General features: G+C 68.2%; 16 protein-coding genes. 14 read left to right on the forward strand and 2 right to left on the reverse strand.

The features are described from left to right. The first annotated feature begins 62 nt into the window (after window positions 1-62). The 6 genes from ToN1_RS22390 to ToN1_RS22415 all read left to right on the forward strand — a co-directional run bounded on the left by ToN1_RS22390 (window position 63) and on the right by ToN1_RS22415 (window position 6,214). Window positions 63-980 carry a LysR family transcriptional regulator gene (locus tag ToN1_RS22390; protein WP_210147908.1) on the forward strand — a complete coding sequence of 306 codons (918 nt, stop codon included), beginning with the start codon at window positions 63-65 and terminating at the stop codon, window positions 978-980. Then, window positions 980-2,353 carry a DNA repair protein RadA gene (gene radA / locus ToN1_RS22395; RefSeq protein ID WP_169205031.1) on the forward strand — a complete coding sequence of 458 codons (1,374 nt, stop codon included), beginning with the start codon at window positions 980-982 and terminating at the stop codon, window positions 2,351-2,353. The genes ToN1_RS22390 and radA overlap by 1 nt, the downstream gene beginning before the upstream one ends. Before the next feature lie 229 nt (window positions 2,354-2,582). After that, window positions 2,583-3,134 (forward strand): TetR/AcrR family transcriptional regulator, encoded by a 552-nt coding sequence (locus ToN1_RS22400; protein ID WP_244860860.1) that lies wholly within the window; start codon window positions 2,583-2,585, stop codon window positions 3,132-3,134. Beyond that, window positions 3,131-4,315: an efflux RND transporter periplasmic adaptor subunit gene (locus tag ToN1_RS22405; protein WP_169205033.1), complete on the forward strand. Its 1,185-nt coding sequence runs from the start codon at window positions 3,131-3,133 to the stop codon at window positions 4,313-4,315. Before ToN1_RS22400 ends, ToN1_RS22405 begins: the two co-directional genes overlap by 4 nt. Then, window positions 4,312-5,505: an ABC transporter permease gene (locus tag ToN1_RS22410; protein ID WP_169205034.1), complete on the forward strand. Its 1,194-nt coding sequence runs from the start codon at window positions 4,312-4,314 to the stop codon at window positions 5,503-5,505. Before ToN1_RS22405 ends, ToN1_RS22410 begins: the two co-directional genes overlap by 4 nt. Before the next feature lies 1 nt (window position 5,506). Beyond that, window positions 5,507-6,214: an ABC transporter ATP-binding protein gene (locus tag ToN1_RS22415; RefSeq protein WP_169205035.1), complete on the forward strand. Its 708-nt coding sequence runs from the start codon at window positions 5,507-5,509 to the stop codon at window positions 6,212-6,214. Between the two features lie 123 nt (window positions 6,215-6,337). On the opposite strand, the gene ToN1_RS22420 is transcribed toward ToN1_RS22415, so the two are convergent. Together ToN1_RS22420 and ToN1_RS22425 are read right to left on the reverse strand one after the other, a co-directional pair. Next, on the reverse strand, window positions 6,338-8,026 hold the full coding sequence (locus ToN1_RS22420; protein WP_169205036.1) for an ABC1 kinase family protein: 1,689 nt from the start codon (window positions 8,024-8,026) through the stop codon (window positions 6,338-6,340). Further along, a complete protein-coding gene (locus ToN1_RS22425) occupies window positions 8,026-8,700 on the reverse strand; it encodes a DUF6781 family protein (protein WP_169205037.1) in 675 nt (224 codons plus the stop codon). The genes ToN1_RS22420 and ToN1_RS22425 overlap by 1 nt, the downstream gene beginning before the upstream one ends. A gap of 201 nt (window positions 8,701-8,901) precedes the next feature. On the opposite strand from ToN1_RS22425, the gene ToN1_RS22430 reads away from it, so the two are divergent. The 8 genes from ToN1_RS22430 to ToN1_RS22465 all read left to right on the forward strand — a co-directional run bounded on the left by ToN1_RS22430 (window position 8,902) and on the right by ToN1_RS22465 (window position 16,293). Continuing rightward, entirely contained in the window at window positions 8,902-10,389 is a 1,488-nt protein-coding gene (locus ToN1_RS22430) for an aminoacyl-histidine dipeptidase (protein WP_169205038.1), read from the forward strand. Beyond that, window positions 10,386-10,595, forward strand: a complete 210-nt coding sequence (locus ToN1_RS22435; protein WP_169205039.1) for a DUF3820 family protein — start codon at window positions 10,386-10,388, stop codon at window positions 10,593-10,595. Before ToN1_RS22430 ends, ToN1_RS22435 begins: the two co-directional genes overlap by 4 nt. A gap of 96 nt (window positions 10,596-10,691) precedes the next feature. Next, window positions 10,692-11,765, forward strand: coding sequence for a bifunctional DNA-binding transcriptional regulator/O6-methylguanine-DNA methyltransferase Ada (gene ada, locus ToN1_RS22440; RefSeq protein ID WP_169205040.1), 1,074 nt, complete (start codon window positions 10,692-10,694; stop codon window positions 11,763-11,765). Then, entirely contained in the window at window positions 11,762-12,664 is a 903-nt protein-coding gene (locus ToN1_RS22445) for a DNA-3-methyladenine glycosylase family protein (RefSeq protein WP_169205041.1), read from the forward strand. The genes ada and ToN1_RS22445 overlap by 4 nt, the downstream gene beginning before the upstream one ends. Window positions 12,665-12,773: 109 nt before the next feature. Beyond that, on the forward strand, window positions 12,774-13,895 hold the full coding sequence (locus ToN1_RS22450) for an ABC transporter permease (RefSeq protein WP_169205042.1): 1,122 nt from the start codon (window positions 12,774-12,776) through the stop codon (window positions 13,893-13,895). After that, on the forward strand, window positions 13,892-14,701 hold the full coding sequence (locus ToN1_RS22455; RefSeq protein WP_244860861.1) for an ABC transporter ATP-binding protein: 810 nt from the start codon (window positions 13,892-13,894) through the stop codon (window positions 14,699-14,701). The genes ToN1_RS22450 and ToN1_RS22455 overlap by 4 nt, the downstream gene beginning before the upstream one ends. Next, window positions 14,702-15,643 carry an MlaD family protein gene (locus tag ToN1_RS22460; protein WP_169205043.1) on the forward strand — a complete coding sequence of 314 codons (942 nt, stop codon included), beginning with the start codon at window positions 14,702-14,704 and terminating at the stop codon, window positions 15,641-15,643. Further along, window positions 15,640-16,293 (forward strand): ABC-type transport auxiliary lipoprotein family protein, encoded by a 654-nt coding sequence (locus tag ToN1_RS22465; protein ID WP_169205044.1) that lies wholly within the window; start codon window positions 15,640-15,642, stop codon window positions 16,291-16,293. The genes ToN1_RS22460 and ToN1_RS22465 overlap by 4 nt, the downstream gene beginning before the upstream one ends. Window positions 16,294-16,308 lie beyond the last annotated feature (15 nt).

Below are 16,308 nucleotides of genomic sequence, written 5' to 3' on the forward strand. Positions count from 1 at the left end.
ATTTCACGTCGCGCATGAGCTGTGCTTTAATGCAGTGCATAAACGAGACTTATGGAGTTGCCGTGGCTGATCGCAGACTTCAGGTATTCAGTGCCGTGGCCAAGTACGGTTCCTTCACCCGGGCCGCGGAACATCTTTTCATGACCCAACCGGCCGTGACCTTCCAGATCAAGCAGCCGGAGGAGCATTTCAACACGCGCCTGCTCGAGCGCGGGCACGGGCGAGTGAGCCTGACGCCGGCCGGGGAGGTGGTGCTCGCCTACGCGGACCGGATCCTGGATCTTTCGGACGAGCTGGAGTCGCGGGTGTCGGAACTGACCGACGAGCTCGGCGGCGCGCTCAACATCGGGACCAGCACGACGATTGCGGCGTACTGGCTGCCACAGCTGCTGGAAGGCTTCAAGCGCAAATATCCGCGCGTGGTGCCGCGCGTGGTGGTGGGCAATTCGCAGCTGACCGAGGACCGCGTCGCGTCGCGCGAGCTCGACCTCGGGCTGATCGAGATCGTTTCGGAACAGCCGGCGATCGAGCGCATGACGGCGACGCGCGACGAACTGTTCGTGATCTGTTCCCCGAAGGATGCGCTGGCGAAGCACAAGAGCCTCAGCGCCAAGGTGCTGAAGGACCATCCGCTGATCACCCGCGATCCGGGCAACGCCATCCGCGTACTGGCCGAGGATTTCTTTGCCGCCGCGGGCATCGGCATCGACGAGCTGACGATCTGCGCTGAGCTGGGAAGCCTCGCGACCGTGAAGCATCTCGCAGCCGAGGGGATGGGGTTCGCGATCGCGTCGCGCGCGGCGATCCAGCGCGACCTCCGCGACGGGCGCCTGGTCGGGATTCCGCTGGAGCCGCGTCAATACACGCCGCTGGAGGTGATCGTGCCGCGCGACAAGTTCCGTTCCCGTCTGATCACGACCTTCGCGGAGTATGCGGTGGCCGAGTTCAAGCGCATGGCGGTCGATGACGTGGGCGCGTGATGGCGAAGGCGAAGACGAGCTTCGTCTGCAGCGAGTGCGGCGGACAGGCGCCGCGCTGGCAGGGCCAGTGCCCGCAGTGCAAGGGCTGGAACACGCTGGTCGAGACCGTGATCGAGGCCGCGGCGCCGGGTAACGGCCGGTTCGCGGCGCTGGCCGGCACGACCGGCAGGCTGCAGTCGCTCGCGGAGCTCGAGCCGCGCGAGGAACCGCGCACGCCGACGGGGATCGAGGAGTTCGACCGCGTACTCGGCGGCGGCCTGGTTGCCGGTGGCGTGGTGCTGATCGGCGGCGATCCCGGCATCGGCAAGTCGACGCTGCTGCTGCAGGCGCTGTCTGCGCTCGCGGCACGGCAGGCGGCGATCTATGTGAGCGGCGAGGAGTCGGGCGAGCAGGTGGCGCTGCGCGCGCAACGCCTGCAGCTCGATCCGGCGGGGCTGAAGCTGCTGCCCGAGATCAACCTCGAACGCATCCTCGCGACGCTCAAGGAGGCGAAGCCGCGCATCGCGGTGATCGACTCGATCCAGACGGTGTATTCGGAGGCGCTGCAGTCGGCGCCCGGTTCGGTGGCGCAAGTGCGCGAATGTGCGGCGCAGCTTACGCGCTTCGCCAAGCAGAGCGGCACGAGCCTGATCATGGTCGGCCACGTGACCAAGGACGGCACGCTCGCCGGGCCGCGCGTGCTGGAGCACATCGTCGACACGGTGCTGTATTTCGAGGGCGATACGCATTCCAGCTTCCGCCTGGTGCGGGCGTTCAAGAACCGCTTCGGCGCGGTGAATGAGCTGGGCGTGTTCGCGATGACGGAGCGCGGCCTGCGCGGCGTGAGCAATCCGTCGGCGATCTTCCTGTCGCAGCACAGCCAGCAGGTGGCGGGCAGCTGCGTGCTGGTGACGCAGGAGGGCACGCGCCCGCTGCTGGTGGAGATCCAGGCGCTGGTCGACGGCGCGCATAGCCCGAATCCGCGTCGCCTGTCGGTCGGCCTGGAGCAGAACCGGCTGGCGATGCTACTCGCGGTGCTGCATCGGCATGCGGGCGTGGTGTGCTTCGATCAGGACGTGTTCGTGAATGCCGTAGGCGGCGTGAAGATCGCCGAACCGGCGGCGGACCTTGCAGTGCTGCTGGCGATCGTGTCGTCCTTGCGCAGCCGGGCGCTGCCGCGCGAGCTGGTGGTGTTCGGCGAGGTGGGTCTGGCGGGCGAGATCCGTCCGGCGCCGCGTGGCCAGGAGCGTCTGAAGGAAGCTGCCAAGCTCGGCTTCACGGTCGCTATCATCCCGAAGGCCAATGCGCCCAAGCAGGCCATCCCCGGCATGCGCGTGATTGCGGTGGACCGCATCGAGGAAGCGATCGAGCAGGCGCGTGAGATCGAAGCCTGAGGTCCGTAGTCGGGCGCCGGGGAGCGCCACGGCAGTTGCACAAATCCGGACAGGGCAGGGTTTCACCGCGCCCTGCGTCGCGTAGCGGGATGGGGCGGATCAGACGGGTGTACATCTGAGTTTGCTTATACTAAGCTAGTAAGCGATTACTTACTAGCAAGGTGTCACGATGGACTCCCCGCGCATCCGGCGCTCGACGGAACTCAGGCGGGCCGAGATCGTTCAGGCCGTGCTCGACCTGGCGGCCGAAAGCGGCCCGGCGGACGTTACGACCGCACGCATCGCGGCCGCCATGCACCTGACGCAAGGGGCGGTTTTCCGTCATTTCCCGACTAAGGAGGCGATCTGGTTGGCGGTGGCTGACTGGATCGAAGAGAACCTGCTGGGAGCGATCGAGGAGGCGTCGCTTTCGAGCAGCGAGCCGATAGCGCAGCTCCGTGCGATGTTCCGTGCGCACATCGATTTCGCGCTTGCCCATCCGGGGGCACCACGCCTGATCTTCCACGAACTGCAGCAGCCGGGCGACAGCGCGGTGAAGCGGCGCATCCGGGCGCTGCTCGGCAGTTACCGGGGGACCTTATTGCAGGTCCTGAAATGCGCAAGGGAGCGCGAGGTCGTTGGGCGCGAGCTCAACGCGGAGCACGCTGCGACCCTGTTCGTCGGTGCAATCCAGGGATTGGTGATGCAGTCGATGCTCGCCGGCGGGATGCGCGGGGTGGAAGAATCGGCCGAAGGGGTGTTCGAGGTCTATCTCTCGGGAATTGCGGGGAGGCGGGCATGAGGTGGCAGATACTGCGAGTGGTGGGTCTGACCGTTCTCGGGATCGGCCTGCTGGCAGGTTTCATCCTGTTGATGGTTCGGAGCGGACCGTTGGCACCCGTGCGAGTGACGCTGGCAACAGTCGAGCGGGGGACATTCGAGAATGCCGTGTTCGGGGTCGGCACGGTGGATGCGGAGAGGAGTTACGCGATCGGTCCGACGGTTCCGGGGCGCGTGCTCGCGGTGCACGCGGATGTGGGCGGCATGGTGCGCGCGGGACAGTTGCTCGCCGAGATGGATCCGGTGGAGCTGGACGCGCGCCTGTCGGCGTCTCGGGCGGCGTCGGCACGCGCTGTTCACGCCCTGGAGGCGGCCCGGGCTCAGGTGCGCGATGCCGAGGTCCGTCAGGCGCTCGCGGGACGGAACGCGCGGCGCTATGCGTCGCTCGGCGAGCAGGCCTTTTTCAGCGATGCGGCGGTCGAGGCGAAGCGGCAGGAGGCGGACTCCGCCGGAGCGCAGTTGCAGGCTGTGCGGGCGCAGCTCGACGCGGCACGAATGGATGTGGAGCGGCTCGAAGCCGAGCGCGTCGCGGTGGAGCGGCAGCGGGCGAATGTGCGCCTTGTCGCGCCGGTGGCTGGTGTGGTGACGGCGCGCGATGCGGAGCCGGGAACGACGCTCGTGGCCGGGCAGACGGTGCTGCGCATGGTCGATCCCGCGAGCGTGCGCGTGCGGACGCGCATCGACCAGGGGCGCGCCGGCAGCGTGCGTGCCGGGCAGGCGGCTTCGATCGTGCTGCGTTCGCGGCCCGGCCTGGCCTTGCCTGGGCGGGTTTCGCGCGTGGAACTCAACGGCGATGCGGTGACGGAGGAGCGCATCGTGCAGGTCGTGTTCGACGAAGTGCCGCAGGATTTCGCCTTCGGGGAGCTGGCCGAGGTGACGATCGCGACGACTCGTGGCGCGGACGTGCTCGCGGTGCCCGGCGCGGCTGTGCATGATCGCGGCGGACGGCGCGGCGTATGGACCGTTGCGGACGGGGCTGCGGCTTTCGTGCCGGTGCGCACGGGGGAAACCGCGCTCGACGGGCGGGTCGTGGTGCTCGACGGACTGCAGGCGGGCGACCGCGTCGTCGTCCATAGCGCGCGCGAACTGGAGGCGGGCGACCGGGTGAGTCCGACCGAGTCGCTGGTCGCGGTGAAGCGATGATCAGCCTTGCGGGACGCGACATCCTCCATCACTGGGCGAAGTATGTCTTCACCGGCGTCGGGCTGGGGCTGTTGATCGGCGTGACGCTGTCGATGGCGGGGATCTATCGCGGCATGGTCGATGATGCGCAGGTGCTCCTGCGCAGCAGCGGGGCAGATATCTGGGTGGTGCAGCAGGAGACCCTGGGGCCATACGCGGAGCCTTCGAACCTGCGCGACGATGTGTACCGCGCGATCCTGGGAATGCCGGGCGTGGGCGAGGCGTCGAACGTGACTTACCTGACGATGCAGATCCGCCAGGGCGAGCGCGACGTGCGCGTGATGGCGGTGGGCTTCGAGCTCGGGCGCCCCGGCGAGCCGCCCTTCCTCGTGGCCGGCCGACGCATCGTGCGCAGCCATTACGAGGTGGTCGCGGACGTTCGCACGGGCTTCGGGCTCGGCGAGCGGGTGCGGATCCGGCGGCACGAGTACGAGGTCGTGGGGCTCACCCGACGCATGGTGTCGTCGAGCGGGGATCCGATGGTGTTCCTGTCGCTCAAGGATGCGCAGGAGGCGCAGTTCCTCAAGGACAACGATGCGATCGTGAACGAGCGCGCGCGCACCGCGGCGAATCCGGCGCTGAACCGTCCGGGGGTGCCGGGGCTGCTCGATGCGATCCTGACGTCGCAGACGGCCAGCCGCAGCGTCAATGCGGTGCTGGTCAGGGTCGCCGACGGCCATGACGCGGAGCAGGTGGCAGAGAACATCCGGCGCTGGAAACATCTGGAGGCCTACACGTCCGCCCAGATGGAGGAGATCCTCGTCTCCAAGCTGATCGAGACCTCGGCCCGGCAGATCGCGACTTTCCTGGTGATCCTGGCGATCGTGAGTGCGGCGATCGTGTCCTTCATCATCTACACGATGACGCTGGGCAAGGTGCGCGAATTGGCGGTGTTGAAGCTGATCGGCACACGCAACCGCACGATCGCGGCGATGATCCTGCAGCAGTCGCTCGGGCTCGGGTTGATCGGATTCGTGATCGGCAAGACGGTCGCGACGCTGTGGGCGCCGTATTTCCCGAAGTACGTGCTGTTGCTGCCGGGGGACGCGGTACGTGGGCTGCTTGCGACCATGGTGGTGTGCGCGATCGCGAGCCTGCTGGCGATCCGGGTTGCGCTGAAGGTCGATCCGGCAACGGCGATCGGGGGCTGAAATGAACATGCCTGCGATCGAGGTCAGGGGCTTGAGCAAGCGCTACGGCGTCGGAGATGCCGCGGTGGATGCGCTGAAGGGCGTGGATATGAGGATCGCGCCCGGCGAGGTGGTCGGCCTCATCGGACCGAGCGGCTCGGGCAAAAGCACGCTGCTGAAGTGCCTCGGCGCCGTGATCGAGCCGACCGCGGGATACATGGCATTGGGCGGGCGGACGGCGTTCGACGGCGGCTGGAAGATCCGCGACCTGCGCAGCCTGCGGCGCGACAACATCGGTTTCGTGTTCCAGGCTCCGTATCTGATTCCCTTCCTGGACGTGACCGACAACGTCGCGCTGTTGCCGATGCTGGCCGGCAAGTCGAACCGCGATGCGCGTCGGCAAGCTGTGGAACTGCTCGAAGCGCTCGACGTCGGACATCGCGCGAAGGCGGCACCGTCGGAGCTCTCGGGCGGCGAGCAGCAGCGCGTGGCGATCGCGCGGGCGCTGGTGAACCGGCCTCCGGTCGTGCTCGCCGACGAACCCACCGCGCCGCTCGACAGCGAGCGTGCGCTGAACGTGGTGCGCATCCTCAACCGGATGGCGGAGCAGTACCGCACGGCGATCATCGTCGTGACGCACGACGAGAAGATCATTCCGACGTTCCGCCGCCTGTATCGCATCCGTGACGGACGAACCTACGAAGAGGCGGGCGAGGGGCGCGGGGTTTGACAAGGCGCCAATCAAACACCCCTGTACGCCCTGAGCCTGTCGAAGCCCAGCTGAACCGGACCCTTCGACAGTCTCAGGGCGAACGGGGGTGATCTATTCAACTGCCGCGTTAATCATGGGGGGTCATTCCCCGCGTCCGCCGTGCCAGATCGACAGGAGCAGCGCCACTCCGCCCGCCACGGCCCCGGCGAAGCCCAGCAGCCCCAGCGTATCGAGCGCGGCGAAACCGGGATCGCCCACCACGGTCATGACGATGGCCGAGCCGATGATCAGTGCCGCAGTGACGATCCCGATCGTCATGCGCGTGGCCGCACGGTCGACCTGATCGCCGAGGCGTTTGAGCGAAACGATGTCGACCTGGACCTGTAGTTTGCCGCGTCGTGCCGAACGCAGGAGTTGGCTGAGGTCGCGCGGCAGGTCGGTGACAAGATCCATGGCCTGAGCCAGTGTGCGCCAGCCGCGCTTGGCGACCGCACCAGGGGCGTGGTGCGCTAGCAGCACGCGTCGCAGGAAGGGGGCGGCTTCGGCGCCCATGTCGAAGTCGGGATCAAGCTGGCGCCCCATTCCTTCCAGCGTGATGAAGGCCTTGATCAACAGTGACAGGTCCGAGGGCAGGGCGATTCCGTGCTCGCGCAGGATCATCACGAGATCTGACAGCATCGCGCCGATGTCGAGTTGCTTGAGGGGAACGCCCTTGTACTGGTCGACGAAGGTGTCGATCTCGTGGCGCAGGAGTTCCGGCTCGGTTTCCGGCGCTTCGGAGTCTCGCCATTCGAGCAGGACGTCGGCCACAGTGGCGGCGTCGTTCGAGACGAGGCCGTTGAGCAGCATCGCGAGCTCGTAGCGGCGCGTCTCCGAAAGCCGGCCGACCATGCCGAAATCGATGAAGGCGATGCGGTTGCCGTGCAGGTAGAACACGTTGCCGGGGTGGGGGTCGGCGTGGAAGAAGCCGTCCTCCAGCATCATCTTCAGCACCGCGGATGCACCGCGTCGCGCGAGGAGTTTGCGTTCCAGCCCCGCGGCATCGACGGCGGCCAGGTCGCGGCCGGGGATGCCCTCGACGTAGTCCTGGACGTTCAGGCGCTCGCCGCACCACTGCCAGTGCACGCGCGGGATGACGATCTCCGGGTGGCCGATGAAGCTCGCCGCGACGCGTTCGGCGTAGCGGCACTCGGCGGCGAAGTCGATCTCGCGGCGCAGCGACAGCGTGAACTCTCGCACGACCTGGCAGGGGCGGTAGCGGCGCAGGTCCGGCGCTTCCGCCTCGACGATCTCGGCGAGGCGGGCAAGCAGCCGCAGGTCGGCCTCGATGGTCGGGCGAATGCCGGGCCGGCGCACCTTGAGGATCACCGGGCGGCCGTCGGCTAGCCGCGCACGGTAGACCTGTGCGAGCGAGGCCGCCGCGAGCGGCTGGGTGTCGAGTTCGGCGAAGGCGGCTTCGGGCGCTTCGCCGAGGTCCTCGGTGAGCTGTTCGCGCACCTGTTCGAAGGGAACGGCCGGGGCCGAATCCTGCAGGCGACCGAACTCGGCGATCCATTCGGGTGGAAACAGGTCGACGCGCGTGGCGAGGATCTGGCCGAGCTTGATGAAGGTCGGGCCGAGCTCTTCGAAGGCCCGGCGCACGCGCGCTGGGGGTTCGAGGCGCGCCAGTTCCTCGGGTTCGGTCCAGTGCAGCGCCTTGCCGGCGCGCTCCAGCGTGTCGGCAAGGCCTATGCGGCGTACGAGATCGCCGAAGCCGTAGCGGATGAGGACGGCGGCGATGTCGTGGGCGCGTGTCAGCTCACGCGCCGCACCGAGCGCTTTCCACAGCATCAGGCCTGCGGATCGCCCGGTCCGCCCCTCGCATTGTCGGAACCCGGCGGGTGCAGGCGGTCGGCGATGCCCCTGAGCATCCCCGAGGCGAGTGCGGCGAGCAGGCCCGCCTCGTTGCGCAGCGTCTGAACGCCGCTTTGCAGCTGCTCGCGGGTGAGCTCTGCGACGGCACGCGTGAGGTCGGCTCCCGCGTTCGCGACGCGGCCGCCGACCGCGGTGCCGCTGTTGCGCGCGTGCTCGGCTAGTTCGTGGAGAGTGGAGCGCGCGAGTCCGGTTGCGCCACGCCCCGCGTCGGCCAGCGTGCGCAGGAAGTTCGATTCCATCGCCCCAAGCTGGTCGAGCGTGCCGCGGATTTCCTGGCGCGAATACTCGCTGCCGCGTCCGACGGCCTCCTTCACGGCGAGCAGTGTCGCCTGGGCGGCTGCTGCGAGGGCCTCGTCCAGCCCGCGCACCGCTTCGCGGATGGCTTCGGTGCGTTCGCGGTCGGGGCGCTCGATGCCTTGTTGCGCGCCCCTGAGCACGGCATCGGTGACCTGTTTGAGCGCGTCGGTGTCCAGCTTGCCGTGCGACAGTGCCCCGAGCGTGATCGTCCGTACACGTTCGGCCACCTTGGCCGGGTCGCCGTCGATCGCGGCACCCACGTCGCGTTCGATGTTTTCGAAGTCCTGGTTCATGACCTTCCCCCGTTCGTACGGCGTCCGGCGGGGCGCCGATGCTGTTGCCACACATTTAAAGTATGGCCTCAGGAAAGGTGGATGGCGATGGAATTTTTGGCGCCATCCAGTCTGCAAGGGCCAGTTGCCGATCGTGCCCTGCGGTCTGGCTGGCTTACCATTGCGCACTTGACCGCTTTGACCGTCCTCGTGCTCCCTGCCATGTCCGATTCCGCTTCGCCCGTCTTCTCTGGCCTCGAACCTGCCCCCGTGTGGGCGCATTTCGCCACGCTGTGCCGTATCCCGCGCGCATCCAAGGCAGAGGGCGCGCTGCGCGACCTGCTGCGCGAGCGCGCTTTGGCGCACGGACTGGAGGTATCGATCGATCCGGCGGGCAACCTGCTGATCCGCAAGCCCGCGAGTCCGGGCTGCGAAGGGGCGCCGGGCGTCGTGCTGCAGGCGCATCTGGACATGGTGTGCCAGAAGGCGGCCGAATCGGCGCACGACTTCTCGCGCGACGAGATCCGCGTGGTTCGGGACGGCGACTGGCTCGCCGCCGCGGAGACCACGCTCGGTGCCGACAACGGCGTCGGCGTGGCGCTAATTCTTGCGGCACTGGAGGACGATTCGCTCGTGCACGGGCCGCTCGAGGCCTTGCTGACGGTGGATGAGGAAGCCGGAATGGGCGGTGCGCAAGGGCTCGACGCCAATGTGCTGCGAGGTCGGCTGATGCTGAACCTGGACACGGAGGAATGGGGAGAGTTCTATATCGGCTGCGCTGGGGGACTGGACGTGAATGTTCGCCGTGAGGGGCGGGCGGAGCAGCCGCCGGTTGGGACGGAGCAGTGGCAGGTCGAGCTGCACGGCCTGCGCGGCGGGCATTCTGGCGTGGACATCCATGAGGAGCGGGGCAACGCGATCAAGCTCCTGGTGCGCGTGCTGCGCGATCTGGAGCGCCGCTTCGACCTGCGTCTCGGTGCGGTCGAAGGTGGTTCGGCGCGCAACGCGCTGCCGCGCGATGCGCGCGCGCGGGTGGCGCTGCGGGCCGGATCCGGCGATGAGTTGGCGCTCGTGCTGGCAGCGTGGCAGGAACGGTTGCGCGAGGAGTTGAAGGGCGTCGATGAGGGCGTGAGCCTGCGGGCGGTGCCCGTCACGGAGGCCGAACCGGTGATGTCAGCGGCGGACCAGGCGGTGTGGCTCGCGTCGCTCCATGCGGCGCCGCATGGGGTGCGTCGCCGCAGTCCGAGCGTGCCGGGTGTCGTCGAGACGTCGAACAACCTCGGCATCGTCGCGCTGGAGCCGGATGGCGGTACATCCAGCTTCATGGTGCGCTCCCTGCTGGACGGTGCGGCAGGCGCGCTCGGCGACGAGATCGTCAGCCTCTTCGCGCTGTCGGGAACGGCGGCCGAGGCATCGGGGCATTACCCGGGCTGGGCGCCGAAGACCGACTCGCCACTGCTCGCGCTGTGCCGCGAAGTGTATCGGCGCGAGCACGGGGTGGAATCGCGCGTGCAAGTGATCCATGCCGGGCTCGAATGCGGGCTCATCGCGGCGAAGTACCCCGACATGCAGATCGTTTCCTTCGGCCCCACCATACGCGGCGCCCATGCGCCGGGCGAACGCGTCGAGATTGCTTCGGTGGGGCGCGTGTGGCACCTGCTGGGGGCGATTCTCGCGGCGATCGCCGGAGAGCGTGCGGAGGCCGCGTGAATCCGGAGAATCTCGAAGCGCTGGTGAGCACTGCGATGCCGTTCGGTAAGTACAAAGGGCGGCTGATTGCCGATCTACCGGGGCATTACCTGAACTGGTTCGCGCGCGAAGGCTTTCCGCCGGGCAAGCTGGGACAACTGCTCGCGTTGATGCACGAGCTGGATCACAACGGCTTGTCCGGATTGCTCGCGCCGCTGCGGAAGTGATTGTGGTGTTGTCGAATTCGAAAGCAAGGACCGGAGTGCGTCCGGGGGTACGCATGTCTACAGTGGGGCTCATCGGATTCTGACGAGGCGATGAACATGTCCAGGCAAATCGAGGCGCGTGCTGCCGCGACAGCGGCCGATCCGCGCTGGGCGGCGGTGCTGGCACGCGATGCGACGGCTGACGGGGCGTTCTGCTACGCGGTGCGGACCACGGGCGTGTATTGCCGGCCGTCGTGCGCGGCACGCACCCCGCGGCCGGAGAACGTGGAGTTCTTCGCAACGGGCGAGGAGGCGCTCCGTGCGGGATATCGCGCGTGCCTGCGCTGCGCACCGGACGGGCCTTCGCTCGCACAGCAGCATGCCGAAGCGGTTTCCGTCTTGTGCCGGCAGATCGAACAGGCGGAGACGCCGCCGACGCTGGAGGCTCTTGCAGGACTCGCGAACATGAGCGCTTTCCATCTGCACCGCGTCTTCAAGGCGGTCACGGGAACGACCCCGCGCGCCTATGCGAAAGCCTGCCAAGCGGCAAGGATGCGGGCGAAACTCGACGACGGGGCATCGGTGACCGACGCGCTCTACGCGGCGGGCTACGGTTCGAGCGGGCGCTTCTACGAAGACTCGGGGCGGACGCTGGGCATGACGGCGAGCAGCTACCGCGCCGGCGGGGCGCGGCAGCAGATCCGTTTCGCGGTCGGCCAGTGCTCGCTGGGGGCAATCCTCGTAGCCAGCACTGCGCGTGGCGTCTGCGCGATCTTCATCGGCGACGATCCCGACACGCTCGTGCGCGACCTGCAGGACCGCTTCCCGCGCGCCGAATTGATCGGCGGGGATGCGGATTACGAACGCATCGTGGCGACGGTGGTCGGTTTCGTCGAGGTACCGAAGCTGGGGCTGGACCTGCCGCTGGACGTGCGCGGCACGGCTTTCCAGATGCGCGTGTGGCAGGCGCTGCAGGAGATCCCGGCGGGTGCGACCGCGAGCTACACGGAGATCGCACGGCGCATCGGCGCACCCGCGGCAGTGCGTGCGGTCGCCGGCGCATGTGCGGCCAATGCGCTCGCGGTGGCGATTCCCTGCCATCGTGTGGTGCGCAGCGACGGCGGCTTGTCCGGGTATCGGTGGGGCGTCGAGCGCAAGCGCCTCCTGCTCGCGCGCGAAGCGGCGCAATGACGCGCCAGGCTGCCGTCGCGATCGCGCTCCCTGCCGGGTTCCGTCCCGGCGACATCCTCGCGTTCCATCGGCGCGACACGCAGGAGCTGGCCGAACGTGTCACCGGGGATTCGCTGTGCAAGGGGTTGTTGTGGGACGGGATCCCCGCCTGCCTGAACGTGCGATTCGCCGACGGGGTGGCGAGCGCGGAAATCGTGCTCGACGCGGAGCCAGCGCGCGACCTCGAGCCCCGCTTTGGGACGATGGTGCGGCGCATGCTGGGGCTGGACCAGACGGTCGAGGCATTCGAGGAACGCTTTCGCGACGATCCGGGCATCGGTTCGCTGATCTCGGCGCAGAAGGGGCTGCGCGTGCCGGTCACCACAACGCCCTTCGAGGCGCTGAGCTGGGCGGTGACCGGCCAGCAGATCTGCGTTGCGGCCGCCGTGTCGCTGCGGCGACGACTGATCGTCGCCGCAGGGATCCGCCACCGCTCGGGGATGTTGTGTTATCCGGACGCGGGAGGTCTCGCGCACCTTGCGGAGGACGATCTGCGCGCCGCGGGCTTTTCGACCGCGAAGGCGCGCACGCTGCTGACGCTCGCGCGGCGGGTGGGGGTCGGGGAACTGCCGCTCGACGCGTGGGCGGAAACGGCATCCATCGAGGAGATTCGTTCCCGCCTGCTCGCGGTACGCGGCGTCGGACCGTGGACCGTCGATTACGTGCTGTTACGCGGTTTCGGCTGGCTCGACGGATCCTTGCACGGCGATGTTGCTGTACGTCGGGGACTGCAGGCGCTGCAGGGAACGGAGGGCAGGGTGGGCGAAGCCGAGGCCAAGGAGTGGCTCGCCCGCTATGCGCCGTGGCGCGCGCTAGTGGCGGCACACCTGTGGGCTGCGGGGAAAGCTGCTGCGTATTGACGGGCCTGTGCCCGTGGATTTATTTGTACGATTACGCCGACATGATCACGTACCTCAACATGAAGGATTTCGCGATGCGCGAGCGCGACAGGGAGGGAGCCCGCGGCCGATGACGGAACCGGCATTCATCGACATCGACGGCCGGCAGGTGCGCCTGCGGGGCGACTGGACGCTTGCGAACCACGCCGCGCTCGCGGCCGATGTCGCACGCCTGCGCCCCGGGATCGCCGATGCCGTCGTGGTCGATCTCGGCGACGTCGGCGAACTCGATACCGCCGGTGTCAGCCTCATGCACGACCTGCTGGGCAAGGATCGGCTCGCCGCGCTGGCCGCGGACGGGAGCCCGCTGCCGCCCGAACGCCGTGCCCTGCTGCAGGCGGTGGTCGGCGTGATCGATGCTGCCGCACCCGCGCCAGGCGTCGCAGGCTACGCCTTCGGCGACATAATGGAGCGCGCGGGCATCGGCATGCTTGCGTTCTGGCGCCACGTGATCGACATCGCCGGCTTCATCGGCATCACGCTGGAGACCTCGTTCCATGTGATGCTGCGCCCGCGGCGCTGGCGCATCACCTCGCTCGCCGCGAACCTCGAACGCACGGGCCTCGACGCCGTGCCCATCGTCGCGCTGCTGACCTTCCTTGTCGGCGCGGTGGTCGCCTTCCTCGGCGCCACGGTGCTGGCCGATTTCGGCGCCAGCATCTTCGCCGTCGACCTCGTCGCGTTCTCCTTCCTGCGCGAGTTCGGGCCGATGCTCACCGCGATCATCGTCGCCGGCCGCACGGCAAGCGCCTTCACGGCGCAGATCGGTTCGATGCGCGCGAACGAGGAGATCGACGCGATCCGCGTGGGCGGCTTGAGCCCCGTCGAGCTGCTCGTCGTGCCGCGCGTCGCCGCGCTGCTGCTCGCCCTGCCGATGCTCAGCTTCATCGCGATGATCTCGGGCATTGTCGGCGGCATGCTGGTGTGCGCGATGACGCTAGAGATCTCGCCTACGATGTTCCTGTCCGTGCTGGAAAGCCACGTCGGGCTCCGGCACTTCATCATCGGCATCGCCAAGGCACCGATCTTCGCCTTCCTGATCGCGGTCATCGGCTGCCTGGAAGGCTTCAGGGTCGAGGGCAGCGCGCAGTCCGTCGGCGAGCACACGACCTCGGCCGTCGTGCAGTCCATCTTCATTGTGATCGTCGTCGATGCGGTGGCGGCGCTCTTCTGCATGGAGATGGGCTGGTGACCAACATTATCGAAGTGCGCGGCGTTCGCAACCAGTTCGGCCGTCAGGTGGTGCACGATGGCCTGGACCTCGACGTGCGGCGCGGCGAGATCCTGAGCGTGGTGGGCGGCTCGGGTACCGGCAAGTCCGTCCTGCTGCGCACCATCGTCGGCCTCAACCGCCCGGCGGCCGGTCGCGTCAGCGTGTTCGGCGAGGATCTGCTCGCCCTGCCTGCGCTGCGGCGGGCCGCCATCGAGCGGCGCTTCGGCGTGCTGTTCCAGAAAGGGGCACTGTTTTCCTCGCTGACTGTGGCGGAAAATGTCGCCCTGCCGCTGATCGAGCATGCCGGGCTCAAAGCCGCGGACGCCGCCCGGCTCGCCGCGCTGAAGATCGCGCTCGCGGGCCTGCCCGCCAACGCAGGCGAGAAGTATCCGGCAGACCTCTCCGGCGGCATGATCAAGCGCGCGGCCCTCGCGCGCGCGCTTGCGCTCGACCCCGACATCCTGTTTCTGGACGAGCCGACCGCAGGGCTGGACCCGATCGGCGCGGCCGCGTTCGACGCGCTCATCCTGACCCTGCGTGATGCGCTCGGCCTCACCGTCTTCATGGTCACGCACGATCTCGACACCATCTACACCATCACCGACCGCGTTGCCGTGCTCGCGCAAAAGCGTGTGCTCGTGAACGAGCGTCTCGACGTCGTCGTGGACGTCGACGACGCCTGGATCCGGGAATACTTCCACGGTCCGCGCGGACGTGCCGCGGCGCAGGCGGTTTCTTCTGCGCACGGTGTGTCGCACAAACTTTCCCATGGGGGGCAGAGCTGAATGGAAACACGCGCCCATCACATATTGATCGGATTCTTCACCCTGCTGGTGGTCGGCGCGGCGCTGATGTTCGCGCTGTGGCTCGGCAAGGCCGACAGCGATAAGCAGTTCCGCACCTACGACGTGGTCTTCCAGGAGGCGGTCACGGGCCTCTCCAAGGGTAGCACGGTCGAGTTCAACGGCATCAAGATCGGCGACGTGTTCAGTCTGCGGCTCGATCCGCAGGATCCGCGCCGAGTGTTCGCGCGCGTGCGTGTCGATGCCGAGGCCCCGGTGCGCAGCGACACTCGTGCGCGCCTGGTGCCTGCCGGGATCACCGGCATCTCGGTCATCCGCCTGAGCAGCGGCGACGATCCGGCGAGCAAGCCGCTGGAGGGTGAAGCCGGGCAGGTCCCGGAGATCGTCGCCACGCCGTCGCCGCTCAGCAAGCTGCTGGCCGACGGCGAGGATGCCATGCTCAACGCGAATCAGGTGCTGCTGCAGGTGCGCGAGCTCTTTTCCGCACAGAACGTCGAGAGCGTCGGCCGCATGCTGCAGAGCCTGGAGCAGGCGACCGGGGCGATCGCCGCCCAGCGCGAAGACCTCGGCCGTGCGCTGAAGGAACTAGCCGGGGCCAGCGAGCAGGCGAATACGACGCTGGCCGAAGCGGCGAAGCTGGCCAAGGCGACCAACCGGCTCGTCGATGAGCGTGGCGTGCAGACGCTGCAGAGCGCGCAGAATGCGATGGCCGCCTTCGAGCGCGCGATGCAGAACGTCGACGCGCTGCTCGCCGAAAACCGCGCCCAGTTCGCCTCCGGTGTACGGGGCGCGGCGGAACTGGGGCCCGCACTCACCGAACTGCAGGACACCCTCGTGTCGGTGCGGACGATCGCCCGGCAGCTCGAAAACCGTCCCGCGGACTACCTGCTGGGCAATGAGACGATGAAGGAGTTCAAGCCATGACCACCGATTGCCGGAGCGCCCGGCGCGGTGGGAGCGGGATGCGCCGCGCGGCCTGGCTGGCCGCAACGCTACTTCTCGGCGCGTGTTCCGTGCTGCCGAAGGCGGAGCCGGTCGACACCTTCCTCCTTCCCTTCGCCCCGGCGCCTGCCGCCGTGACCGCCACGCCGCTTCCCGTTTCATTGCGCGTGGCCAAACCCGCCAGCGGTGTGCATCTTGCCGGACAGCGCATCGTCGTCATTCCTCAGGACAACCAGGTGAGCGTGTACCAGGGCGCGAGTTGGAGCGAACCCGCACCGGTGCTGATGCGCGATCGGCTGATCGACGCCCTGCGTGCGGATGGCCGGATCGCCGCGTTGAGCAGCGACGAAGCCCGGCTGCAGGCGGATTACGAAATCGTCAGCGACCTGCGCGCCTTCCAGAGCGAATACCGCGGAGGGGTTCCAGAGGCGGTCGTGCGGCTTGATGCGCGCCTGGTGGAGCGCGAAAGCAGGCGCATTCTCGCGAGCCGGACCTTCACGTCAGGCGAGCGCGCAACGGCTAGCGATGTCCCGGCCGTCGTGAATGCACTGGGGGTGGCGTCGACGCGCCTCGCGACTGAAGTCGCAACCTGGGCGGTGGACGAAATCCGGCAGACCCCGCTGCGGCAGTGACGCCGCCCGCCCTGG

Source organism: Aromatoleum petrolei, from assembly GCF_017894385.1.
GTDB lineage: Bacteria > Pseudomonadota > Gammaproteobacteria > Burkholderiales > Rhodocyclaceae > Aromatoleum > Aromatoleum petrolei.

Coding starts and splice junctions, on each gene's coding strand:
- radA (WP_169205031.1), top strand. CDS start 980: ATGGCGAAGGCGAAGACGAGCTTCGTCTGCAGCGAGTGCGGCGGACAG.
- ToN1_RS22405 (WP_169205033.1), top strand. CDS start 3,131: ATGAGGTGGCAGATACTGCGAGTGGTGGGTCTGACCGTTCTCGGGATC.
- ToN1_RS22410 (WP_169205034.1), top strand. CDS start 4,312: ATGATCAGCCTTGCGGGACGCGACATCCTCCATCACTGGGCGAAGTAT.
- ToN1_RS22415 (WP_169205035.1), top strand. CDS start 5,507: ATGAACATGCCTGCGATCGAGGTCAGGGGCTTGAGCAAGCGCTACGGC.
- ToN1_RS22420 (WP_169205036.1), bottom strand. CDS start 8,026: ATGCTGTGGAAAGCGCTCGGTGCGGCGCGTGAGCTGACACGCGCCCAC.
- ToN1_RS22425 (WP_169205037.1), bottom strand. CDS start 8,700: ATGAACCAGGACTTCGAAAACATCGAACGCGACGTGGGTGCCGCGATC.
- ToN1_RS22430 (WP_169205038.1), top strand. CDS start 8,902: ATGTCCGATTCCGCTTCGCCCGTCTTCTCTGGCCTCGAACCTGCCCCC.
- ada (WP_169205040.1), top strand. CDS start 10,692: ATGTCCAGGCAAATCGAGGCGCGTGCTGCCGCGACAGCGGCCGATCCG.
- ToN1_RS22445 (WP_169205041.1), top strand. CDS start 11,762: ATGACGCGCCAGGCTGCCGTCGCGATCGCGCTCCCTGCCGGGTTCCGT.
- ToN1_RS22450 (WP_169205042.1), top strand. CDS start 12,774: ATGACGGAACCGGCATTCATCGACATCGACGGCCGGCAGGTGCGCCTG.
- ToN1_RS22460 (WP_169205043.1), top strand. CDS start 14,702: ATGGAAACACGCGCCCATCACATATTGATCGGATTCTTCACCCTGCTG.
- ToN1_RS22465 (WP_169205044.1), top strand. CDS start 15,640: ATGACCACCGATTGCCGGAGCGCCCGGCGCGGTGGGAGCGGGATGCGC.